This window comes from Glycomyces rhizosphaerae, assembly GCF_042647865.1.
Classification (GTDB): Bacteria; Actinomycetota; Actinomycetes; order Mycobacteriales; family Micromonosporaceae; genus Glycomyces; species Glycomyces rhizosphaerae.
The window spans coordinates 2,699-27,196 of the sequence record NZ_JBHRWO010000003.1; the positions used below are offsets into that span (position 1 = coordinate 2,699).

10 protein-coding genes and 1 pseudogene are annotated in these 24,498 nt (G+C 68.3%); 6 read left to right on the forward strand and 5 right to left on the reverse strand.

The window, feature by feature from the left end; all coding sequences use genetic code 11:
- Positions 1–13: 13 nt before the first annotated feature.
- The gene (locus tag ACFO8M_RS00665; RefSeq protein WP_387969110.1) at positions 14–1,708 is read right to left on the reverse strand and encodes a hypothetical protein; all 1,695 of its coding nucleotides are present in this window, start codon (positions 1,706–1,708) and stop codon (positions 14–16) included.
- A gap of 239 nt (positions 1,709–1,947) precedes the next feature.
- Between ACFO8M_RS00665 and ACFO8M_RS00670 the strand changes: the two genes are divergently transcribed.
- From ACFO8M_RS00670 to ACFO8M_RS00685, 4 genes are all read left to right on the forward strand, one after another.
- The gene (locus ACFO8M_RS00670; protein WP_387969112.1) at positions 1,948–3,096 is read left to right on the forward strand and encodes an ROK family protein; all 1,149 of its coding nucleotides are present in this window, start codon (positions 1,948–1,950) and stop codon (positions 3,094–3,096) included.
- Between the two features lie 91 nt (positions 3,097–3,187).
- Positions 3,188–5,410, forward strand: a complete 2,223-nt coding sequence (locus ACFO8M_RS00675) for an alpha-galactosidase (protein ID WP_387969114.1) — start codon at positions 3,188–3,190, stop codon at positions 5,408–5,410.
- Positions 5,411–5,707: 297 nt separating this feature from the next.
- On the forward strand, positions 5,708–7,780 hold the full coding sequence (locus tag ACFO8M_RS00680) for a cellulase family glycosylhydrolase (RefSeq protein WP_387969117.1): 2,073 nt from the start codon (positions 5,708–5,710) through the stop codon (positions 7,778–7,780).
- 118 nt (positions 7,781–7,898) lie between these two features.
- A complete protein-coding gene (locus ACFO8M_RS00685; RefSeq protein ID WP_387969120.1) occupies positions 7,899–9,935 on the forward strand; it encodes a cellulase family glycosylhydrolase in 2,037 nt (678 codons plus the stop codon).
- Between the two features lie 98 nt (positions 9,936–10,033).
- Here ACFO8M_RS00685 and ACFO8M_RS00690 read toward each other — a convergent pair whose 3' ends face one another.
- On the reverse strand, positions 10,034–14,281 hold the full coding sequence (locus tag ACFO8M_RS00690; protein ID WP_387969123.1) for a putative Ig domain-containing protein: 4,248 nt from the start codon (positions 14,279–14,281) through the stop codon (positions 10,034–10,036).
- A 284-nt stretch (positions 14,282–14,565) separates the two neighbouring features.
- The gene (locus ACFO8M_RS00695) at positions 14,566–15,270 is read right to left on the reverse strand and encodes a GH12 family glycosyl hydrolase domain-containing protein (RefSeq protein ID WP_387969126.1); all 705 of its coding nucleotides are present in this window, start codon (positions 15,268–15,270) and stop codon (positions 14,566–14,568) included.
- A gap of 459 nt (positions 15,271–15,729) precedes the next feature.
- Between ACFO8M_RS00695 and ACFO8M_RS00700 the strand changes: the two genes are divergently transcribed.
- Both ACFO8M_RS00700 and ACFO8M_RS00705 read left to right on the forward strand, forming a co-directional pair.
- On the forward strand, positions 15,730–18,573 hold the full coding sequence (locus ACFO8M_RS00700) for a glycosyl hydrolase family 95 catalytic domain-containing protein (RefSeq protein ID WP_387969128.1): 2,844 nt from the start codon (positions 15,730–15,732) through the stop codon (positions 18,571–18,573).
- 18 nt (positions 18,574–18,591) lie between these two features.
- Positions 18,592–22,338, forward strand: a complete 3,747-nt coding sequence (locus ACFO8M_RS00705) for a glycoside hydrolase family 2 TIM barrel-domain containing protein (protein ID WP_387969131.1) — start codon at positions 18,592–18,594, stop codon at positions 22,336–22,338.
- Positions 22,339–22,402: 64 nt separating this feature from the next.
- Here the strand turns inward: ACFO8M_RS00705 and ACFO8M_RS00710 are convergent.
- Positions 22,403–22,525 (reverse strand): annotated as a pseudogene (locus ACFO8M_RS00710) (IS5/IS1182 family transposase); the annotation flags it as partial.
- 95 nt (positions 22,526–22,620) lie between these two features.
- Positions 22,621–22,980 (reverse strand): DUF7878 domain-containing protein, encoded by a 360-nt coding sequence (locus ACFO8M_RS00715; protein WP_387969134.1) that lies wholly within the window; start codon positions 22,978–22,980, stop codon positions 22,621–22,623.
- Positions 22,981–24,498 lie beyond the last annotated feature (1,518 nt).

Here is a 24,498-nt window from a genome sequence, read left to right on the forward strand (position 1 = left end):
CGGCCGGAAGGCGCTATTCGCCGTGAACGGCCTTGTACGCGTCGGTGTAGTACTGGCGGGCGGCCTCGCCGCCGTTCGTCATGTACGTCTCGACCATCTCGGGGATCGACGAGAGCTCGGCGCGTCCGTAGGCGATGTCCTGCTGCTGGTCCCAGAGGGTCGAGCCGGCGGCCTTGGCTTCGGCGGGGGCTTCGATCCGCACACCCTCGAACGGGTTCTCCATGGCGTAGTCCTGGATCGAGGCGTCGTAGTCGAACCGGGCCTTGACCATGTCGGGGTCGCCGGTGAGGAACGTTTCGACCTGGCAGCACAACGCCTTGTAGTGCACCGGGCCTTGGACGATCTCGCTGCCGAGCGTGGTGAAGACGGGGGTGCCGTCGGCGCCGATGTCGAAGTGCTCGCCTTCGACGCCGTAGTTGAGGATCTCGTACTCCTTGGTGCCGTAAGGGGACGCGCACCAGTTCGCGATGTCCAGGATCTCCTCGACCTGCTCTTTGGAGAGGTTCTTGTTGAGGAAGGTCCACCCGCCGATGCCGGCGGCCATCGCGACGGTGGGCGTGCGGCCCTTGGCGGCCAGCGGCGGGAGCGGGGCGACGCTGCCTTCGGCCTCGCCCTTCTTGACCTTGAGGTTGTAGTCGTTCCAGCGGACGAGGTTGTCCTGGGTGAACAGGACCTGCCCGGCCTCCTGCATCGCGGCGGCGTCGAGGGTCCCGGTGGGTGCGTCGGGGTGGATCAGCTTCTCGTCCCACAGGGTGCGGCGGAACTCCATGAGCTCGGTGAACTCGGGCCGCTCGATGTTGTTGATCATCTTCTTCTGCTCGGGGTCCCAGTTCCAGCCGTCGGTGCCGCCCAGGCCGAACCACTGCCCGATGAACCAGTCGAGCCCGGCGAACGCCCACTTGCCGGCCGCGTCGTCCGACCAGGTGCGGCAGGCTTCCAGGAGCTCCTCGACCGTGGTCGGCATCGCGATCCCGGCGGCCTCCATGAGGTCGGTGCGGGCGAGGATGCCGTTGCCCTGGCCGCCGCTGTAGTTCATGGGGATGGCGTAGATGCCCGCGGTCTCGGGGTCGTCGGGGTCCTTCGACCACACCGCCTGGCCCCATGCGGCCGAGGGGATCGCGGCGAGCAGCGGCCAGCGCTCGGAGATGTCGCCCTGCACGATCTCGGTGAGGTCGTAGAAGCTGTTGACCACCGTCTCCTGGAAGCTGCTGAAGGAGCCGGTCATGTAGTTGAACAGCTGGATGCCGTCGCCGTACTCGTCGGCCTTGACCCACTGCACCGCCGTGTCGCCGTAGGTCATGCCGTCGCCTTGGCGGAGTTCGAGCTTCGTGCCGCCCCAGGCCTCGTACACGGCAGCGAAGTACGGGTCGTCCTTCGCGGGGGCGGGGCCCCAGCACGGCACGGTGAGCTCGTAGGTGCCGCTGCCGGAGGGCAGGTCGGTGATGGCCTGGACCGGCTCGGGGTAGGACGTGAAGGCGGAGGGGTGGTTCGGGGGTTCGCCGACCAGGTCGGGCTCGACCGGCAGCGGCCATTCCTCGTGGGTGGGCAGGAAGTCGAAGCCTTCGGTGGTCTGCGTGGTGCCGCCGTTGGATTCGATGTCGGAGCAGGCGGCGATGACCGGGAGGCCCGCGGCCCCCGCGGCCCCGAGTCCTGCGGCCTTGAACAGGGAGCGGCGCTTGAAGGGCGCCCGGTCTGAGGGAGTGGTCATGTCGCTGAACCTCGTTGTCGCGAAGGGATGGGTATGCGCAGGTCAGGTGTATCGAGGTATGTGGATGCCTGGCCTGGTGCGATGTACGGTACGCATACGCGCTCGACTTTGTCAACCAATGAAACGAACTTGTTGCCCGTAGTCGGGCGGCATACGGCTGCGAAGCCGACATTCGGGGGCATAGATCTGATGAAAGCCGCTTGGATACCGTTGTCTTTGAACAAACCGAGGAGATCGCAATGGAGCAGACACCGGAGGGGAGCCCGACCGCGGCCCCGCTCAGCGGCCTGGAGCGCAGCACCCTGCGGGAGCTGTTGATCCACGGGCCGAAGTCCCGCGCGGAGATAGCCCGGGAGCTCGGCATGTCGCGCGCGAGCCTCACCCGGGTCACGCGCACGCTCATGGAGCAGGGCCTGGTCGCCGAAGGCGCCGTCGAGCTGCGCGGGACCACCGGCCGGCCCAGCGAGGTCATCCACATCCGCCCCGGAGGCAGGCGGTTCCTCGGCGTCAAGTTGACCAGCGACAGGCTTTTCGCCGTCGTCACGGACCTCGCCGCACAGGCGCTCGCCGAGCACGACGAGCCGCTGGTGTCGCAGAGCGTGGAGGACGTCGTCGCGCAGATCGGCGGCGCCTACGCGCGCTTCACCGGCGAGTTTCCCGACATCGCCGCAGTGGGGATCGGCCTCGCCGGGGACGTGGCGTCCGTGGGCGGGCGCCAGATCGTGCTGGAATCGCCGTTCCTCGGCTGGCGGGAGGTCCCGCTGGCCGACCTCGTGAGCGAGCGGCTGGGCGTGCGCGCCGCCGCGGAGAACGACGTGCGCGCCTTGACGGCGGCCGAGCACTGGTTCGGCATCGGCGCGGGATACGAGTCCATGGTGCTCATCACCGTCGGTACCGGGATCGGGGTCGGCATCGTCGTGGACGGGAAGGTCGTGACGGGTGCCAACGGCAGGGCCGGCAGCCTCGAGCACCTGCCGATCGACCCGAGCGGTCCGCGGTGCGAGCGCGGCCACCGCGGCTGCCTGGCCTCGTACCTCTCGAACGCGGCGATCGTCGGCGCGCTGCGGACCCCGGGCCTGGACTACGCGAGCGTCCGCGACCTCGCGCGAAGCGGCGACCCCGCTGCCAGGCAGGCGTTCCGCGACGCCGGGCACGCACTCGGCGTCCTGACGGCGGCGCTCGCGAACACCATGGACCCCGAGAAGATCATCATCACCGGCGACGGCATCGCGGTGACCGAACTGGCGCGCGACGAACTCGACGCCGCGATCGCGATCAACCGCCACCCCGACGGGGCGCCGATCACCCTCGACATCCAGCCGTTCGAGTTCGCCGAGTGGGCCCGGGCCGGGGCCGTGCTCGCGATCCGCGACTTCCTCCGATTCTGAGCCGTGGCCAATAGTTAGTTTCAGATATTGACAAACTCATGCGGCTTGTCGATACTTGGACGGCCCCGCACCCGTCCATCGAGGAGTCCGCATGACCGAACCGCGAGCCGTCGTCGAAGCTCCCCACTTCCGGCAGCCCGACCCGGTGCCGAGCGAGGCCGCCGCGAGTGTCCTCGACGGCCCTGACGAGGGCGGGAAGACCCGGATGCTCTGGTCCGGAGGCGTATCCGTGGTCGTGCACCTGCCCGAGCAAGGACTCCCCGAAGTGCTGCACTGGGGCCGCGACCTCGGCGACCTCAGCCACGGGGACTTCGAACAACTGCGTCAGGCCCGCATGCGCTCGGTTTCGCCCAGCGCGCTCGACGCTCCGTGGCCCCTCACCCTGGTGCCGGGTGAGCACGACGGATGGGAGGGGCGCCCCGGTTTCGCCGCGCACCGCGCGGGCCGGGCCCAGTACCCCCGGTGGACCGTCGCCGATGCCGGATTCGAGACCGACATCGACACCGGGACCCTGCACGTCCGGGCCGAGGCCCCCGGTCTCCTCCTCCGCAGTGAACTGCGCCTGGACGACGCCGGAGTGCTGCGCATCGCGCACGAACTGACCAACACGGGAGACGAGCCCCTGTCACTCGCGGCGCTCGAGGCCGTGATGCCCGTCGACGACCGCGCCGCGGAGGTCCTCGACTTCACCGGCCGCTGGACCCGCGAGCGCGTCCCCCAGCGCGGCCCCCTCGCACAGGGCAGCCGCGTGCGGGAGACGCGGCGCGGCCGCACCGGCCACGACTCCCCGTTCGTCCACGTCCTGGGCACCGCCGGCTTCGACACCGCCGCAGGTGAACTGTGGGCGGTGCACCTCGCATGGAGCGGCGACGTCGTCTACCGCCACGACGCCCTCCCCGAGGCGCGGACCGTCCTCGGTGCGGGGCCACTGCTGCGGCCCGGCGAGATCGACCTCGCTCCGGGCGAGTCCTTCCGCACCCCCGACGCCGTGTTCGTCTGGAGCGACCGGGGTCTCGACGGCCTCGGCGACCGCTTCCACCGCTCGCTGCGGGCCCGGCACTCACACCCGCGCGAGCCCCGCCCGGTCGTCCTGAACACCTGGGAGGCCGTCTACTTCAAGCACGACCTCGCACGGCTGGAGACGCTGGCGCGCACTGCCGCCGGCGTCGGCGTCGAGCGGTTCGTGCTCGACGACGGCTGGTTCCTCGGCAGGCGCGACGACGGCGCCGGTCTCGGCGACTGGACGGTCGACCCCGAGGTCTGGCCCCAGGGCCTGCACCCGATCGTGCGCACCGTCCGCTCCCTCGGCATGCAGTTCGGCCTGTGGTTCGAGCCCGAGATGGTCAACCCCGACTCCGATCTCGCGCGCGAGCACCCCGAATGGCTGCTCCAGCCCCCGTCGACGCGAGCGTGGCGCGGCCAGTACGCGATCGACCTGACCCGCCCTGAGGCGTTCGACCACCTCCTCGGCTCGATTTCCGCGCTCGTCAGCGAATACGAGCTCGACTACATCAAGTGGGACCAGAACCGCGACCTCATCGAGGCCGTCCATGATGGACGGGCGAACGTCCACCGGCACACCGAGGCCGTGTACCGGCTCCTGGAACGGCTCCGGGCCCGCCACCCGTCGCTGGAGATCGAATCCTGCGCCTCCGGCGGCGCCCGCGTCGACCTCGGCATCCTCGACCGCACCGACCGGGTGTGGGCCTCCGACACCAACGATCCCCTGGAGCGGCTGGCGATCCAGCGGTGGACGGAGCTGCTGCTGCCCCTCGAACTCATCGGATCGCACATCGGCCCGCCGACCGCCCACACCACCCACCGCGCGGCGAGCCTGGACTTCCGGATCGCGACCTCGCTGTTCGGCTCCGCGGGCATCGAATGGGACATCACCTCCTGCACGCCGGCCGAACTCAACCGGCTGCGCCACGGCATCGCCTCCTACCGCCGCCTCCGCGGCCTGCTCCACACCGGAACGCTCAGCCATCCCGGCACCGGCGACGACGGGACGACCGCGACCGCTGTCGTCAGCGACGACCGCGGCCACGCCGTAGTGCGCGTCGCCAGGCACGCCACCGGGAACCGCGCGCTCGCCACCGCGCTCCGCGTGCCGGGCCTCGACCCCGACGGCCGGTACCGGGTCGCGCCCGTGCTCGAGCTGTCAGTGCCGAGCGGCCTCGACGAGGTGCCTCCGCCTTGGCTGGAGCACGGGGAGCTGCGCCTCCCCGGCGCGGTCATCGCCGATGTGGGAATACAGCTGCCGCTCCTCGCACCCGGAGAGGCGATCGTCCTCGAGATCACGCGCCAAGCCTGATCGCATCGGCCCGACCACGAGCTTTGTCAATATGGGAAACCAAGTGCCGCCAGCTGGTGGATGTCGCGGAAAACCTTGGGCGCGAACCGGACGGCGACGGTGCCGGACTAGGCCTTGTGTGTCGGTTTCATAGTCATTTGACACTCCATCGAGACCGCTTGCTTGGTTTCATGGATTGACAAAGTGATTCGTGTCCGCGTACCGTGCTTCGTAGCAGGCAGGAATTTGCATGCCTCGATATATCCGAGCCCCGGTCCTTTTCGTGAACCCCACCCCCTGACAAGGAGTCTCGTCGAGATGAGTCCAACCACTGCGCCTAGACGGCGGCTGCGCCTCGGCGCCATAGCCACCGCTGCCGTCGCCGCCCTTGCCGCCGCCCTTGCCGCCGGCCTCGTCGGCGCGGTCAGCGCCCAAGCGGCCCAAGGCTGCCAGGTCGCCTACGACGTCTCCAGCGAGTGGCCGGGCGGCTTCATCGCCGACGTGCAGGTCACCAACCTCGGAGAGCCGGTCGACGGCTGGAGCCTCGAGTGGACCTGGCCCGACGGCCAGCGCGTCACGAGCATGTGGAACGCGAAGCACACCGGCTCGGGCGACACCGCCAAGGCCGAGAGCCTGGGCTACAACAAGAAGATCGCAACCGGCGCCACGACCTCGTTCGGCTTCAACGGCTCCTGGTCCGGTGAGAACACCGACCCGACCGAGTTCCGCCTCAACGGCCGCCTCTGCGACGGCACCGTCGGCGAGCCCACCGAGACCCCCACCGGCGGCCCGCAAGAGTGGGACAACGCCATGGACCAGGTCGCGGACATGGAGCCGAGCACGAACATCGGCAACACGCTCGACGCGCTGGGCGGCGAGACCGCTTGGGGCAACCCGATGATCACCGAGGAACTGCTCCAGACCTACAAGGCCGAGGGCTACAACTCGATCCGCCTGCCCGTCACCTGGGACGAGTTCACCGGCCCGGGTCCGGACTACACGATCGCCCCCGAGCGCATGGAGCGCGTCGCCCAGGTCGTGGACTGGGCCCTGGAGAACGACCTCCAGGTCATGATCAACCTCCACCACGACTCGTGGATGTGGCTCGACGACCTGCCCACCGACCACGACAACGTCCTGGCCAAGTTCGAGGCCATGTGGACGCAGATCGCCGAGCGCTTCAAGGACTACCCTGACGGGCTGTCGTTCGAGAGCAACAACGAACCGCAGTTCGGTGAGGACCACAAGGACGAGCTGGGCGACCCGTACAACGAGGAGCTCAACCGCGCCTTCTACGACATCGTCCGCGCCTCGGGCGGGAACAACGCCGACCGCCTCCTGGTGCTGCCGACGCTGAACACCAACGCCGCGCAGGAGCGCCTGGACCCGGTCAAGGCCATGATCGACAGTCTCAACGACGACATGGTCGCCGCGACGATCCACTACTACGGGTTCTGGCCGTTCTCGGTGAACGTCGCCGGGTTCCCGACCTACGAGGAGCAGTCCCAGGCGGACCTCGCGGGCGCCTTCCAGCGGACGCACGACACCTTCGTGGCGAACGGCATCCCGGTCATCGTGGGCGAGTGGGCGATCCTGAACTACGGCGTGACCGGCCCCGAGGTGGTCGAGTACGGGGAGATGCTGAAGTTCTTCGAGGACCTGCAGTTCCAGGCCCGTGAGTACCATTTCACGACGATGATCTGGGACGCGATCCAGTTCCTCAACCGCAACACCCTGGAGTGGCACGACCAGTACCTCTTCGACCGGATCTCCTCCAGCTGGACGACCCGCTCGGGTGCGACCTCGTTCGACCGGATCTACCTCGAGAAGGCCGGCACCATCGGCGACGTGTCGCAGACGCTGGACCTCAACGGCCTCGAGTTCGAGGGCCTGTGGGACGGGAACACGCGGCTCGTCGAGGGCACCGACTACACGCTCTCGGGTGACACGTTGACCTTCAAGGCCGCGACCCTCACCCGCCTCGCGGGCGACCGGGCCTACGGCACCAACGCCACCATCGAGGCCCGCTTCTCCGCGGGCGTCCCGTGGCGCATCAACATCATCACCTTCGACCAGCCCGTGCTCTCGGACGCGACCGGGACGAACTCGCTCGTCATCCCGACGCAGTTCAACGGCGACCGCATCGAGCAGATGGAGGCCCACTACGCCGACGGCTCCAACGCCGGTCCCGCCGACTGGACCGCGTTCCAGGAGTCCAACGTGAGCTGGCTGCCGGACTACAACGGCGGCTCGATCCTGGTCCCGGACAAGTTCGTGGAGAAGATCAGGGACAACGAACCCGTCACGATCACCTACCACTTCTGGGGCGGCGAGTCGGTCGACTACACGGTCGTCAAGAACGGCTCGACCATGACCGGAACGGCTTCTTAAGCCCGCAAGCACGAGAACGGCCGGAGGGCCGGGGTTTCGTCCCGGCCCTCCGGCCCTCGACACACCCGTACCCCTCACACCCTTCATGAAATTCCACTCTCCTGACAGGAGTCTTGAGATGAGTCCAACCCCCGTTCGTCGACGACTGCGGCTCGGCGTGATCGCCGCCGCCACGGTCGCGGCGCTCACCGCCGGCCTCTTCAATGCCGTAGGGGCCCAAGCGGCCCAAGGCTGCGAGGTCGATTACCAGGTCACCGGCCAATGGTCGGGCGGCTTCAACGCCAATGTGGCGATCACCAACCTCGGCGAGCCCATCGACGGATGGACACTCGAATGGGCCTGGCCCGACGGCCAGCGCGTCACGAAGCTCTGGAGCGCCAAGGACAAGAGCAAAGCCGACGCGGCCAAGTTCGAGAGCCTGGGCCACAACAAGACGATCGCGACCGGCGGCTCGACCTCGTTCGGGTTCACCGGCTCCTGGAGCGGGGCCAACACCGACCCGGCCGAGTTCCGCCTCAACGGCCGCCTCTGCGACGGCACCGTCGGTGAGCCGCCCACCGGCTGGGCCGACGCCGAAGCGCAGGTCGCTGCCATGCAGCCGGGCTGGAACGTCGGCAACACCCTCGACGCCCTCGGCGGCGAGACCAACTGGGGCAACCCGCTGATCACCGAGGAGCTGCTCCAGACGATCAGGGCCGAAGGCTACAACTCGATCCGCCTGCCCGTCACGTGGGACGAGTTCACCGGCCCCGCCCCGGACTACACGATCGCCCCCGAACGGATGGAGCGCGTCGCCCAGGTCGTGGACTGGGCCTTGGAGAACGACCTCCAGGTCATGCTGAACCTCCACCACGACTCGTGGATGTGGCTCGACGAGCTGCCGAACGACCACGACAACGTCATGGCGAAGTTCGAGGCGATGTGGACGCAGATCGCGGCCCGCTTCAAGGACTACCCGCCCGCGCTGTCGTTCGAGAGCAACAACGAACCCCAGTTCGTGGGCAAGGAAGGCGACGCGGGCGAGCCTTACAACGAGGAGCTCAACCGCGTCTTCTACGACATCGTCCGGGCCTCGGGCGGGAACAACGCCGATCGGCTTCTGGTCCTGCCGACGCTGAACACCAACGCCGAGCAGTCGCGCCTCGATCCGCTGAAGACCATGATCGAGGGCCTCGACGACGACATGGTCGCCGCGACGATCCACTACTACGGGTTCTGGCCGTTCACCGTGAACATCGCCGGTTTCACCACGTACAACGAGCAGGTCCAGCAGGACCTCGCGGGCTACTTCCAGCGGGCGCACGACACCCTGGTGGCGAACGGCATCCCGGTGATCGTGGGCGAGTGGGCGGTGTTCAACTACTCCCACTGGGCGCCTGAGCGGATCGAGCAGGGCGAGATGCTGAAGTTCTTCGAGGACCTGCAGCACCAGGCTCGCGAGAACGAACTGACGACCATGCTGTGGGACGCCGGCCAGTTCCTCAACCGCGAGACCCTCGAATGGCGCGACCCGTACATCGCCGAGCGCCTCCAGTCGGAGGTCACGTCCCGTTCGGGCACCGCCTCGTTCGACCGCATCTACCTCGAGAAGGCCGGGACGATCGCCGACGAGTCGCTGACGTTGAACCGCAACGGCCTCGAGTTCGAAGGCCTGTGGCACGAGGACAAGAAGCTGAAGGAGGGCGCCGACTACGCGGTCTCGGGCGACACGCTCACCCTGACCGCCGCCGCGCTCACCCGCCTCGCGGGCGACCGCGCGTACGGCGTCAACGCGATCGTCGAGGCCCGCTTCTCGGACGGATCGCCGTGGCGGATCTACATCAAGACCAACGACCGGCCCGTGCTCTCGGACTCGACCGGGACGACGACCGCGTTCACCATCCCGACCGAGTTCAAGGGCGACAACCTCGCCACGATGGAGGCCGAGTACGCCGACGGCACCAACGCCGGCCCCGCCTCCTGGACCCCGTACCAGGAGTTCGGGCACAGCTTCATCTACGACTACGAAGCGGGCACCATCATCCTCAACACCGCGTTCCTCGAAACCCTCAAGGAAGGCGAGCCCGCCACCCTGACCTTCCACTGGTGGGGGAGCGACACCATCGCCTACACGGTCACCAGGACCGGCACGACGGTGACCGGAACGGTCTCATAGCGGCACCGTTCACCTCCTGACACAACGAGAACCGCCGGGCCGGAGCAGCAGCTCCGGCCCGGCGGCCATTTCTCTTGGGCGGCTCAGCCCTTGAGCGGCTAAGCCTTCGTCAGTCCGGCGATCGCGTCGGCGAGGACCGAGGCCGCGGTGTCCACCTCCTCCTGCGTGGCGCCCTTGTCGTCCTTCGCGGCCTGGGCGGCGTCGCGTGCTGAGACGAGCGCCGCCCAGGAGTCGGCCGTCCAGTCGGCCTCGTTCAGCGCCGCCGCGTCGGCCAGCAGTACGTCGATCCCGGTCTTGTCGACGACCTTGACCAGGAACTCGAGTTCGGCCACGTTGCAGTAGCCGTTGCCGCCGCTGAGGCGCAGCGCCCCGTAACTGACCGGCTCGGCCAGCGCGACGGTGTTCCAGCCGCGCACCGGGGTCCCGGTGTTCGCGAACGCGGTCCAGGTGGCGCCGCCGTCGCTGGAGCCGTCGATGGACATGTTGGTCGCGCGGTTCACGGACGCGTCCTTCGGGAAGTACCTGATGCCGACCACCTCGAACTCGGTCCCGTCGGTCGGGAGCACGGTGTTCGTGCACGACTTCGTGGTGGTGTCGGTCCAGGTGCCGGGGTCCCCGTCGAACATGCGCCAGCCGTTGTCGGCCGCGTTGAGCGTGCCGTCCCAGCTCACGGTGCTCGCGGTGACCCAGCTCCGGTCGATCGTTGCCGGGGCCTCGGTCACCAAGGGGTCCAAGAGGTTCCAGGCGTCGATGAGCCGCCGCGCGAGCGCTTCCTCCTCGGCCCCGGGCTCCTCGCGGGCCTGCCGGACCGCCGCTACTTCCCGCGGGAAGAGGATCCGCGACCCGCGCGTGTACTCCTCCAGGTTCACGGCGTCGGCCTGCTCCAGCACGGTGTCGAGGTCGCCGCTGATGTCGCCGAAGAGCCTGAACTCTGAGACCGAGACGGCGTACCGGTTGCGCAGCCGCAGGTACCGGTACGGCGTCTCGTCGCCGGACTCCAGGTTCTGCCAGTCGTAGCCGCGGAACGCCGGTTCCGTCAGGGTCGTCCAGTGCTCGAGGTCGTTGGAGCCCTGGAAGACCATGGTGTCGATGAGGCCCGGGAACCTGGTGTCCTGGTTGATCAGGAAGTCGACGCGGTCGAGCGAAAGCCCGCGGCCCTCCCCGAAGTCCCAGGTCACGTGGTACTCGCCGGTGGTCCCGCTCAGCGCGCCGATGCTGTTCACCTTGCCGTCGAGCATGAGCGCGGCCTGCGCCTCCCTCGTGGCGTCGGGTGCGCCGTTGTCGTCCACGACCTCGGCGAACGTCGCCGGGGCGATGATATTGCGGTCATCGGAGAAGTACAGTCGGCTGAAGTCGGTCGTCCCGAGCACGCTCGGCGCGGCCTCGCCGCCGGCGGTGTAGTCGATGCTGAACGGCACGTCGCCGACCGGCTCGTCCTCGCCGAGTCCGAGAGCGGCCCTCCAGGACAGGCCGTCCTCGCTGACCGCTTCGACCTGGTGGCCGCCGATCTCGACCGCGACGTCGCTGATCGCCTCGTCACTGGTGAACTCGAGTTCGGCGGTGTCGCCCGCGGTCACCCGCTCCCGCAGCGCGCCAGGGGAGGTGAAGGACACCTCGTCGATCGCGCCCGGCAGTTCGGTGCGCTCGCCCATGATGTGGAACTCGTCGACGATCCAGATGCCCGGGTAGGCCGGGTCGTTCGGCAGCGCGGGCTCGTCGACCTGCAACTTGAGGAACCGGTACTGCTCCCCGCGGTGCTCCTCGACGACCGGGATGCGCTCCCAGCTGTTGACCTCGGCCGTGGGTCGCGTAGACAAGAGGTCCCACTCGATCCCGTCGTTCGAGCCGTACACGTTGGTCCCGGCCGAGCGCATCGCGAACGCGTACGGGCCCTGGAACGCGAACTCCTCGGCCGCGACCCGGAAGCGGGTGCCGAAGTCGAGCACGAACGAGGTGTGCAGGATGTTCCCGGTGTGGCCGGGACCGGTGATGGTGTCCACCTGCGCGGCGGTGACGTCATGAGTGGTGACCATGCTGCTGGAGAGGTCGAGCCCGCCGTCCTCCAAGCGCGGGTTGAGCAGTTCGAGCGCCGCTATCGCCTCCCTCAACGCCTCGACCGCCGCCAGGAATTCCTCGTCCGTGCCCGATTCGGAGGCCTCCTTGGCCTCGCGCAGGACCGACTCGAAGTGCTCGCGGCTGGCGCTGGTGTACACGGCGTCCGGGTCGTAGAGGTCTTCGAGGACGGTGTCGATCACCTTGGGCCGGTTGGCGGCGACGACGAGTTCGAACGTGCGGGTCGCGACGGTCTGGCCGTCGTCGGCGATGATCTGCACCTCGTGGCGGCCGCGGTCGGCGTCGCCGGGCGTCCAGGTGAGGTCGCCGGTCGCGGTGTCGAACGAGGCGCCTTCAGGCACGCCCTCGACCGAGTACGCCACGTTCCCGCCGGTGTCGACCGCCTTGACATCGAGCGTCCGATCCATGTTCGCGGCGAGGTAGAGGGTGCCGTCGGCCTGCGGGAACTGCGGCGGCGTCAGGTCCTTCGCCCCGGTCGTGATCACCCTGTCCATGTCCACAGTGGTTCCTTCGGAACCGGTGAGCCGGAAGTAGTTGATCGGATTGCCGGTCATGGAGTACGCGACGTAGCGCCACTCGCCCCCGGTGTCGGGGAGGTCTCTCACCGCCAGCGTGCTCTTGGGCGCCTCATGGGGGTTGAGCCCCGAGGGCTCGGGATTGTGGAGCACTTCGAGGTGCGCCGGGCCGTCGCTGCGGTACTTCAGGCCGAACACGGCTCCCTGCGGGAACTCCAAGCGGGACATGGCACTGGTGGTGCCCTCCTCGCTGAGGCTCGCGCGCGCGAACGTCGCGCCGTCCTCGGTGACGAGCTCAGTCCGGTCGTCGAGCAGGAGCCCGGCCTTGTCGAACCGCCAGGCGGGGTCCTCGCGCAGCGGCGGCGGCTCGGTCCCGGCCAGCTCTTCGGGGAACGCGACCCAGTACTCGGGGTTCTTGTCGCCCGAGCCCCAGAAGTTCGCCGTCGAGGAGCCGCGGGTGTACATGGGGCCGTCCATGCGGGACGCCAGGCGGGCCAGCCACGGCGCCTCGGCCTCCACGTCGACGCCGCGCTCGATCTTGTACTCGTAGTACAGCTCCGCGACCGAGATCGTGTTGAAGATGCGGCCCCGGTACGACTGCGAGACGGTGCCGAACCAGTCCTCGCCACGCTCGTCGACCCACGGCATCCAGCCGCCCTGCATGTACTTGTAGAACTGCTCGGCCCCCTGCAGCAGCCGCTGGTCCAGGAAGTCGTAGGCGGAGACGGCGTCGCCGGCGGTCGAGACGGTCCCGTCGGCCGGGTCGACCTTGGTGCCCTGCACTTCCAGCATCCGCGCCAGGCCGGCGAAGTTGTCGATGTTGCACTCGCCGTGGGCCTGGTCGCGGCCCATCTCGCGGACCTGCACGAAGTCGTATCCATACGGGTTGATCGGATCGTCGGCCTCGATGAGCGGCATCTGCTCGGCCATCGAGCCGTTGTCGTAGGCGGTGTCGCCCTCGTTGACGGTGAACCACTCCACGCCCGTGGCGTAGCCCGCGGCGTCGTCCGAGTAGATCGCGGTCGCGATCCGTCCGAACAGGCCGAAGTTGTGCTGGTTCATCCAGTGTTTGTTGGAGGCCAGGAACGTCTCCAGGACGGGGTTGGCGAAGTTCCCCAGCAGCCGCTCGTCGTCTTCACCGCTCCAGACCACGTCGTAGCCGTCGTGCTCGCCGGGGGTGTCGTCGTCGACCGGTTCGGTCGCGCGGATGATCTCGGCGGCCATGAGGAACTGGTAGAGCGGGTGTCCGGTGTGGATGTGCGCGTCGGGGAAGTACGTGTAGCCGTTCGGGTCCATGTCGGCCCAGACGCGCAGAGCCTGGATCGCGTTCTTGCGGTAGACCTCGTCGCCGGTGGTGACCCACATGAGGGACTGGGTGAGCGCGCCGAAGGAGTCGTTGGTCTCCCGGCCGCGCATCCCGGCGTTGTCGAAGATCCTGGTCCGGGCCTTGTCGGGCTCGGCCGCGGACAGGGCATTGGACGCCCGGAACGTCGTGGACGCGAAGCCGGTCTTGGTCATCGCGTCGAAGTAGGACGCCCATGGCTCCTGTCCGGAGCGGACCATCTCCTGGGTCGTCCGCAGGTCGTCGGCGGAGAGGCCGATGCCGGGGTGGACGAACCCGGCGTCGCTCACGGTCTCGTTGATGGCGACCACGTTGTCGGTGATCAGCCCGTCGTCCTCGGCGGCCCGCACCGGCGATGCGACCACCGCCATGCTCGCCAGGACCGACAGCACGGCTGCCGCGACCGTCGGCCGCAATCGTCCACTATGTCTGAATGGGTTCACTGCAGGGGGTTCCTTCCATGATCCGGCGCGGGCCGGGGGGCAGGATTGCCGCGTGCTGGAGAATTGAGATATCGTTATCTGTAACTCGATGCTAGCGATGGCTCAAGCCGTAATCAAGACATAGATATCGTTTTCCTGTTTTCAGCGCGCCAGCGCGAAAGCGAGGCGAGCGCTCACGATCGTGAGCGCTCGCCTCGCTTTCGCACCAGTTCAACCCTGGAGCGGCAGGCAACCGGGCCTGGCGGTCGGATCGCCCGCTACGTCCACAGCGAGTAGCTGTTGCAGTTGAAGTTGCGGCCTCCGGTGGACGAGGTGATCTCGAAACCGAACGCGATCTCGTCGATGCTGACCCGCGGCATGCGGCCGTTGGCCACCAGCCACTGGGCGTGCGCGGTGATGTCCACCCACGAGTCGGTGGTGTGGTTGCGCGCCAGGAAGCTGTGCACGGCGTTCGACCCGTTGCTGCCCTGGTAGTACGCCCAGGAGCGGCTGCCGAGGTTGACATCGGTGACGTACGAGCCGATCGGGCCGACGGCGCCGTGCCACTGGGTCCAGATCATGATCTCGTAGTCGTGGCCGTTGCCCCACACGTCGTAGGTGGTGCAGTAGGCGAGGTTCGAGCCCGAGGGCACGGTGACGTTGTGGTTGCTGGAGACGTTGCCCATGTTCCACACGTCGCGCCCGAGTTGGTAGCTGACGTGCGGGTAGGACTTGACGCCGCCGGTGTTGGGGTGGTCGGCCCAGACGCCCCAGTTCGAGTAGGAGTTCGCCCAGATGGACTGGGCGCCGGCGCCGCTGCCCCAGACGTGGTTGTTCACCGTGAACGCACCGTCGGTCCACTTGCCCCAGTCGTCTTCGGTGTACCAGGCGGCGGCTTGGGCGGGGGATTGGAGGGCGCCGACGGCGCCGGCGGTGGCCAGCGGTGCGGCCAGTGCAGCGGTGAGAAGCGATCTGCGTCGCATGAAGGACACGCCTTTCTCGAGGAACTCGACCTCAGTCATCGAAACATTCGTAGATCTACGAATATCGATTAATTAGATCATGTAACAAACCCAAAGTCCATACCCCCTCATGTGCCACGAAACCCCCAGAAGGCGGGTACGCCATGTGCTGCAGGTGAACCGAGGGGAAGCGTGTTCATCCTCCCCGGGCAGAGTCAGGTGGCGAAGGTCGTGCCACTGCCACGTTTGATTTCATGCGTTGACAAACTCAACGGTCAATCCGCCTGGCCCCTCCCGCCTCGATGATCTGTGTGTAGACGCCGTGGCGGTCGTTGGGGCAGGCGTGCCGATGTTCTCGCGCTGGGCGGGCGTTTCATCGGATAGGTGATCATTCATCTGATGTTTCTTGACGTCATACATCTGATGTATATAGACTGATTTCGATATTAGGGGGTTGGGCCACCTACTCGGAGGAACGACATGGCAGAACTGCCCCGGCGACGTCTCATCAAGTACGGAGCGGGGGCGCTTGCCTTGCCGCTGCAGTGGACTGGCCCGCAGGCCGCCTCGGCGGCTCCAGCGGCGGTGCGGGCCGCGGGTGACCTGGCGCTGTGGTACGACGAGCCGGCCGGAACGGATTGGCTGCGCGCGCTGCCGGTGGGCAACGGTCGGCTCGGCGCGATGGTGTTCGGCAATTACACGACCGAGCGGCTGCAGCTCAATGAGGACACGCTCTGGGCGGGCGGTCCTCACGACTACAGCAATACGGCCGGAGCGAACGCGCTGCAGCAGATCCGGCAGCTGGTGTTCGCGAACCAATGGGGCCAGGCCCAGAACCTCATCAACCAGGCCATGCTCGGCAGTCCCGCGGGCCAACTCGCCTACCAGCCCGTCGGCGAAATCAATCTGACCTTCCCTGGCGTCAGCGGCGCGTCGGGATATGAGCGGTGGCTCGACCTCACCACCGCCGCCGCGGGTGTCGCCTACACCGCGAACGGCGTCCAATACCGGCGGGAGGTGATCGCCAGCTTCCCTGATCAGGTGATCGCCGTCCGTCTCACGGCGGGCACGGCGGGCCGCGTCTCCTTCTCCGCCTCGTTCAAGACGCCGCAGCGTGCCACGTCCTCAAGTCCCGACGGCCGCACGATCGCCCTGGACGGCAGGTCCGGTGACCACCGCGGCATCCCAGGTTCGGTGCGGTTCCTCGCGCTCGCGAGGGCGGTCGTCCAGGGCGGGAGCGCCGCCAGCTCCGGCGGCAACCTGCAAGTGTCCGATGCCGACAGTGTGACGCTCCTGATCTCCATCGGCACCAGCTATGTCGACTACCAAGATGTGAGCGGCGACTACCAGGGCATCGCCTGGGCGCGACTCAACGCCGCGACCGGCAGCGCCTATGACACCCTCCGGTCCCGGCACGCCGCGGACTACCAGGAGTTGTTCGGGCGCACCACGATCGACCTCGGCCGGACGTCGGCCGCCGATCTTCCGACCGACGACCGCATCGCGCGGCACGGCTCGGTCGGCGACCCCCAGTTCTCGGCGCTGCTGTTCCAGTACGGCCGCTACCTGCTCATCTCGTCCTCGCGGCCCGGGAGTCAACCGGCGAACCTGCAGGGGATCTGGAACGACTCGATGACCCCGTCGTGGGAGTCGAAGTACACGCTCAACGCGAATCTGCCGATGAACTACTGGCCGGCCGACACGACGAACCTGCCCGAGTGCTTCGAGCCGGTGTTCGACATGATCGACGACCTCACGGTGACCGGCGCCCGCACCGCCGAAGTCCAGTACGGGGCCGGAGGCTGGGTCGCCCACCACAACACCGACGGCTGGCGCGGGTCCTCAGTGGTCGACGACGCCCGGTGGGGCATGTGGCAGACCGGCGGCGCGTGGCTGGCGACCATGATCTGGGACCACTACCGGTTCACCGGCGACGCGGGTTTCCTCGAGGCGAATTACCCGGCGATGAAAGGCGCGGCGCGGTTCTTCCTGGAGACCCTGGTGGAGGAGCCGAACCTCCATTGGCTCGTGACGAACCCGTCGAACTCGCCAGAGATGCTGCACCACAACGACGCGACGGTGTGCGCAGGGCCCACCATGGACAACCAGATCCTGCGGGACCTGTTCAACGGCTGCGCCAGCGCGTCGGAAGTCCTCGGTGTCGACGCCGACTTCCGCGCCGAGGTCCTGGCCGCACGAGACCGGCTCGCCCCCATGCGGGTCGGCTCGCGCGGCAACATCATGGAGTACCTGTACGACTGGGTCGAGACCGACCCGCAGCACCGCCACATCTCGCACCTGTACGGTCTGCATCCGAGCAACCAGATCACCAAGCGCGGCACGCCGCAGCTGTTCGCGGCCGCCCGCCGGACCCTCGAACTCCGCGGCGACGCCGGCACCGGCTGGTCGCTGGCGTGGAAGATCAACTACTGGGCGCGCATGGAGGAGGGCACCCGGGCGCACGACCTGATCCGGCTGCTCGTGACGCCGGAGCGGCTGGCGCCCAACATGTTCGACCTGCATCCGCCGTTCCAGATCGACGGCAACTTCGGGGCGACCTCGGGTATCGCCGAGATGCTGCTGCAGAGCCACAACGGCGAGCTGCACCTGCTGCCCGCGGTCCCGTCCGCTTGGCCGGCCGGCGGTTACGCGGGCCTGCGCGGGCGCGGCGGCTATACCGTCGGCGCGACCTGGAGCGCTGGAAGCCTCAAGGAGGCCACCGTCGCGGCCGACCGCGACGGCGCGGTCAAGATCAGAAGCCGCGCGTTCACCGGCGACTTCGACCTCGTCGACGAGACCGGCGGCGTACCGGTCGTCCCGAGCAGGCCCGAGAGCGACCTGATCGCGTTCGACGCCCGCGCCGGACACCGGTACCGGATCACTTCGCGCAGTTCGGGCCCGGTGCAGCCGGGGGTGTTCTACCGACTCGTCGCCCAGCATTCGGGCAAGGCCGCCGACATCAGCAGCGCGTCCACTTCGGCCGGTGCGTCGTTGATCCAGTGGACGGTCGGCACCGGCGCGAACCAGCAGTTCGAGTTCGTCGCGACCGGCGGCTACCACAAGATCAAGGCCCGCCACTCGAACCTCGTACTCCAGGTCGCCGGCAACTCGACCGGTGCCGACATCACCCAGCAGCCCGACACCGGTGCGGCGAGCCAGCAATGGTCGATCACCGACCACGGCGGCGGCATCGTCAGCCTCGTCAACCGCGCCTCCGGCCTGGCCATGGACGTGTGGGGCGCCGCGACCGAGAACGGCGCCCGCTTCTCGCAATGGAACCACACCGGCAACGCCAACCAACGGCTGCAGCTTCAGCCCGCCTGACCCCCTTAGGAGACCGCCATGTCCGATCAGCCTGAGCACCGCCCGAGGGTGCGCCGCCGAACCGTCCTCGGGGGCGGCCTCGCCGCGGTTGGGAGCGCTGCCATCCCTGTGGTGGCCGCATCCGCCGCAGCCGCAACAGAAACAGCCGCATCGGAAGCCGTGACGGCGGCGTGGACCGACCCGCCCAACGGCTACCCCGAGTGGAACAACAACATCGGGATCTTCGCGGTCGGCGCGCAGCCGCCGCACGCCACGTTCATGCCGTACGCCGACCTCCAGCAGGCCCTCGACGCCGACCGCACCACCTCGCCCTACCGGCTCGACCTCAACGGCGACTGGCGGTTCCAGCATGCCGTCCGCCCCTCCGACCGCGACACCGGCTTCTACCGGACCGACCGCGACGACAGCGACTGGGACACGATGCCGGTGCCGTCCAACTGGCAGCTCGAAGGCTACGACTTCCCGATCTACACCAACGTCACCTATCCGTGGTGGGGCGCCAACGGCCAGAACGAGAACGCCCAGCCCCCGTTCGCCCCGACCCGGTTCAACCCGGTGGGCCAGTACCGCCGCACCTTCCAACTGCCGTCCTCGTGGCAGGGCCGCCGCGTCCACCTCCACTTCGAAGGCGTCAAGTCCGGTTTCTACCTGTGGGTCAACGGCACCAAGGTCGGCTACCGCGAAGGCTCCTTCACACCGTCCGAATTCGACATCACCGACCATGTCGTCTCCGGCGCCAACCTCATCGCCGTCGAGGTCTACCGGTTCCCCGACGGCGACTGGATGGAAGACCAGGACATGATCCGGCTCTCCGGCGTCTTCCGGCCCGTCTTCCTCTACTCGCTCCCCGCCGTCCACCTGCGCGACTTCAAGATCGACACCCCGCTGCGCGACGGCTACACCAACGCCGACCTCGCCGTCGCCGTCGCGGTGCGCAACAGCGGCCCCGCCCGGACCGGCACGTACACCGTCGAGACCCGGCTCTACGACCGCGACCGGCTGCCCGTGTGGGCCGAACCGCTCCGCACCACGGTCGACATCGGCGCGGTCCAACCCGGGCAGGACGCGACCGCCAAGACCTCGAAAGCCGTCCTGACCCCGCGCCTCTGGTCCGCCGAGCGCCCCGACCTCTACACCGCGGTCCTGCAACTGCGCGACCCGTCAGGCGCGGTCGTGCAGACCGTCTCGACCAGGATCGGCTTCCGCGAGTTCGCCATCGCCGACGGCCTCATGCGGATCAACGGCAGACCGGTCTCGCTGCGCGGCGTCAACCGGCACGAGATGGACCCCGACCACGGGCAGGCGCTCACCCGCGAGGACATGGTCCGCGACATCGCACTCATGAAGCGGCTCAACGTCAACGCCGTCCGCACCTCCCACTACCCGAACCACCCCGACTGGTACGACCTCGCCGACGAGTACGGGCTCTACGTCTGCGACGAGGCCAACCTCGAGACCCACGGCGTGCTCGGCGACTACCCCGACTCCAAACCCGCGTGGACGGCCCCCGTCATCGACCGGGCCGCCCAGATGCTCCACCGCGACAAGAACCACCCCTCCGTCGTCATCTGGTCCCTCGGCAACGAAGCGGGCGGCGGCTCGAACTTCGTGGAGATGCGCAATTGGATCCGCGCCGCCGACCCGACCCGGGTCATCCAGTACGAAGGCGACAACCGGCCCGAGGTCAGCGACATCCGCTCCCAGATGTACAACAGCCCAGGAGGCATCCGCGACCGCGCCCTCGACACCAACGACCGCCGCCCGTACATCCTCATCGAGTACTCCCACGGCATGGGCAACTCGAACGGGAACTTCAAGGAGTACTGGGACATCATCCGCCAGTACCCGGTGCTTCAGGGCGGGTTCATCTGGGACTTCGCCGACCAGAGCCTGCGCTGGCCGATCCCCCTCGGCGGCGGCGCGACCTACCTCGCCTACGGCGGCGACTGGGGCGACAGCCCCAACGACGGCAACTTCTGCGCCAACGGCATCGTCTCCGCCGAACGCAAGACGGCGGGCAAGGCCGCCGAAGTCAAACGGGTCTACCAGGCGGTCAACGTCGTGCCCGGCACCGACATCGCCACCGGCTCCGTCCGGATCACCAACGAGTACCTGTTCACCAACGTGAACGAGTTCGAAGGCGCCTGGTCGCTCCTCGCCGACGGCGAGGCGGTCCAGAGCGGGACCCTCACCGCGCAGCAGCTCGACATCGCCCCGCTCACGGCGAAGACGATCCAGGTGCCGATCCAGCGTCCGTCCGCACCCGCGCCGGGCCAGGAGCACTTCCTCCGTTTGGCGTTCAAACACAAGACCGCGGCCCCATGGGCCGACGCCGGGTTCACCGTGGCCGAGCAGCAGCTCCCGGTCGACTTCGACAGCCCTCCAGTCGAACCGGTCCCGCTCCCGGAGGTCCCGGCCTTGACGGCGACGGAGACCTCCAGCGCCGTCACCGTCAGCGGCAGCGGCTTCAGCGTCACGATCGCCAAGTCCACCGGCCTCATCACCGCGTTCGACGCGATGGGCATGCGGCTCATCAACTCCGGCCCGGTCCCGAACTTCTGGCGCGCCCCCACCGACAACGACCGCGGCAACGGCCACCCGAGCCGAAACGGCACCTGGCGCGGCGCGGGCGCGAACCGGACCGTGACCTCTGTCGGCCTCCAACGCCCGTCGGACCGCTCCGCGCGGATCACCGTCAGCGGCACCCTGCCGACCAGCACCCAGTCGACCTACACCACGGTCTACACCGTCTACGGCAACGGTGAGATCAAAGTGGACAACACGCTGCACCCCGGTTCCGGGTCTCTGCCCTACATCCCCGAGGTCGGGACGATCCTGCTCCTGCCCGGCGCGCTCGAGCAGCTGCGCTACTACGGGCGCGGCCCGCAGGAGAACCACTGGGACCGCAACAGCGGCACCGACGTCGGCGTCTACTCCTCCACAGTGAGCGAACAATGGACCGGGTACATCCGGCCCCAGGAGAACGGGAACAAGACCGACGTGCGGTGGGTCGCCCTGACCGACGGCAGCGGGCGCGGCCTGCTCGCGGCCGGCGAACCGCTGCTGGAGGTCAACGCGTCCCACTTCACGCCCGAAGACCTCTCGGGCAGCACCCGCCACGACTACCAGCTGACGCGCCGCGGCGAGGTCGTCCTGCGGCTCAACCACCGGCAGATGGGCGTCGGCGGCGACAACAGCTGGGGCGCGCAGACGCACGACCAGTACAAGCTGTTCCCGAACCGGGACTACCGCTACACGTACCGGCTGAAGCCGCTCCCGGACGCGGGCCAGGCGATGGCGCTGTCCCGGCGGCCGGTCGAGACCGCCCCCAGCGGCGGACCGGTGGAGCCCGGCGCGTTCTACCGACTGGTGGCGCAGCACTCCGGCAAGGCCGCGGACATCAACGGCGCCTCGACCTCTGCCGGGGCCGCGCTCATCCAGTGGACGGCCAACAGCGGCCCCAACCAGCAGTTCGAGTTCATCGCCGCCGGCGGCTACTACAAGATCCGCGCCCGCCACTCGAACCTGGTGCTCCAGGTCGCCTCCAACGCGACCGGGGCCGACATCACCCAGCAACCCGACACTGGTGCGGCGAGCCAGCAGTGGACGCTCACCGACCACGGCGGCGGCACCGTCAGCCTCGTCAACCGCGCCTCCGGCCTCACCATGGACGTCTGGGCCCAGTCCACAGAAGACGGTGCGCGCATCTCGCAGTGGAACGCGACGGGCGGCGCCAACCAGCGCTTCAATCTCCAACGCGCCTAAGGGCCGTCCCGTAGATGATCTTCCGGGTGGTCGAGATGGCTCGGCACTGGACGAAGGTCCGTCAGTATGCGGCCACCAACAGCACTCGGTCCTCCAGCGGCACCTTCCACAGTCGACCCCGTCGAGGGGCGTCGGCGCCCTCGCCGCGCAGTTGAGATACCAACCTGCCGAAGGCATGCGGACTCAGCCCGGTGAACGGGGCTGTTCAGGACGGCTCTGACGCCGTGATCACACCAGCCACAATCAAGATCATCGCCCATCGGAGACGGGGCTGGGACGCTGTCAGAGCTCGGGGATGAAGGTGGGTGCGATACCCATCGCGGCGACCCCTTCGCGCACGGAGCGGTCGAAGTGCTTGATCGCGGTCACCAGGTCCTCCCAGGTAACTGGCAAGGTCCAGAAGTCCGGCGTGAGTGTGGAGCCGACCCGCCAGCCGTCCTCGGAATGCACGATGCGGATCAATCCCTCTTCCGCCTGCATCGAGTCGAGCTCGAAGTCCTCATGGCCAGCCGCCGGCCTCTGCAGCCAGAGCGCCAAGTGGTACGCCAGCTCGACTATCGGAAACCCCTGTTCGGTCCACACCACCTGAGCCTGCTCGCATATGGAGAGTTCTGCCTCGATGTCGAGGAGAAACGCTTCCAAGGGAGCATCCTGCGGGGCCACGCCTCGCCGCGGCAGATCCGACTGCCCGAAGTTTCGACATGCGAACCGCATCGTCCGGCCCCCTTATGAGCTGAGAGACCCTCGACTGGTCCAGGCCATGCAAATGTGGAGAACCTTACCAAGTCACGCCGAGTCGCCCATGGGGCCAAGATTCCGGGACAGCCCTTGGGACGGTCGGGCTGGCGACGCCCCGAGTGAACTGGGGAGGTGCGTGATATGCGCTGGCGGAGACCCGCTGAAGCGAGCCCGCTCGGCCGGGCCAGTTCTCGGTTCGGCTTCAACCGCTCAGCGACGGAGTGGTGTGGGCGGACGGTGCGGGACACGCCGCCGGACTTGAGCCGGTTCCGATTGCGGCAACACCGATCAGCGACGGACTGGCGTGCACGGATGCTCGGCGCGGGCTGCCGGAGCCGGGCGAGTCCTGGGTGCCGCAGCGGCCGGGCCGGTCCGGGCGGAGTGCCGCCAGGGCGGTCTGGCAGAGCCCCAGCGCACCGGTGCGGTCGGTGCGAGACCGAGACCGAGACCGAGACCGAGACCGGGGCCGAGGCCGACGGGCATCGCGGTGAGAACGGCGGGTATCGCGGCGGCGGTGCTGGCAGTCGTCGCCGCAGCCGCCATCGGGCCCGCTGCATCGGTCCTGCTCGGCGCACACGGGCTTGTCAGTGCCGTGCTTGGTCGCGTCATCGCGGTTCACCTCCTTCGCTGCGCTCCTGTCAGCCTGTCAGCCTGTCAGCCCGTCAGCGCCTGTGCGCCGCTCGCGGGCACGCTCCTGCCGTACTGCGGCCTGGGCCGCGGCCACCGGGATGTGCCCCCCTTCCGAGGCTTCCGCTTCGCCCCCGCCGCGGGGTACCTTCGGTCCAGCGAGACCATCAAGGCACTCCGACTGTGGCGTTCCGGCCGAGACTTCCCCGACCCTCCGCCGACTGCGCTGCGCTCGCCTGGATCGCAGTGCGGTGCAGTGCTTTGCGGTGTGGCGCGGTGTTGCGGCCCTTGCCGATCCTGCCCCCTGCCCGGGAGCTTCCCCTCCTTCCTTGTTTCCTTCCGGTGGCTTCCTGCCCCCTGCTCGGGGTCTTCGATCGCGCGCTGGTGCAGGCTCCTGCCGGTGGCCTGTCGGCGCGATGGTCGGCGTTCGGTGTGCACACGGTCGCCGCCCCCTGTTGGACGGTCCTTGCCGCTGCGTTCACCGCATCGCCTGGTATGTCCGGACTCCCGCTATGGTCGGCGTTGCATCGCTTGGACATGGTGTGCCTCGTTCAGGACACGCGCCGCCCGGTCAGGGTGATCCCGACCGGGCCGCATCCCGCCCAACCCGATCAAGCGAACTTGAGAGCGGACAGCTGCAGAACCCGATAGCACCCAGGGGCGAGACACCCAGCCCGAATCGAATCGATCGGGCCGCGGTGCTCGGAACCGTCAGGTCAGCCGGTCGGCCAGAGGTTCCCTTATGTTTGTCAAGCCGCGAGCGTGTGGGCTTGCCGTTGGTGTGCGTCGTTTTGG

Excerpts from the sequence above, each read along its gene's own strand:
- ACFO8M_RS00665 (WP_387969110.1), bottom strand. The coding sequence starts at position 1,708 with ATGACCACTCCCTCAGACCGGGCGCCCTTCAAGCGCCGCTCCCTGTTC.
- ACFO8M_RS00670 (WP_387969112.1), top strand. The coding sequence starts at position 1,948 with ATGGAGCAGACACCGGAGGGGAGCCCGACCGCGGCCCCGCTCAGCGGC.
- ACFO8M_RS00675 (WP_387969114.1), top strand. The coding sequence starts at position 3,188 with ATGACCGAACCGCGAGCCGTCGTCGAAGCTCCCCACTTCCGGCAGCCC.
- ACFO8M_RS00680 (WP_387969117.1), top strand. The coding sequence starts at position 5,708 with ATGAGTCCAACCACTGCGCCTAGACGGCGGCTGCGCCTCGGCGCCATA.
- ACFO8M_RS00685 (WP_387969120.1), top strand. The coding sequence starts at position 7,899 with ATGAGTCCAACCCCCGTTCGTCGACGACTGCGGCTCGGCGTGATCGCC.
- ACFO8M_RS00695 (WP_387969126.1), bottom strand. The coding sequence starts at position 15,270 with ATGCGACGCAGATCGCTTCTCACCGCTGCACTGGCCGCACCGCTGGCC.
- ACFO8M_RS00700 (WP_387969128.1), top strand. The coding sequence starts at position 15,730 with ATGGCAGAACTGCCCCGGCGACGTCTCATCAAGTACGGAGCGGGGGCG.
- ACFO8M_RS00705 (WP_387969131.1), top strand. The coding sequence starts at position 18,592 with ATGTCCGATCAGCCTGAGCACCGCCCGAGGGTGCGCCGCCGAACCGTC.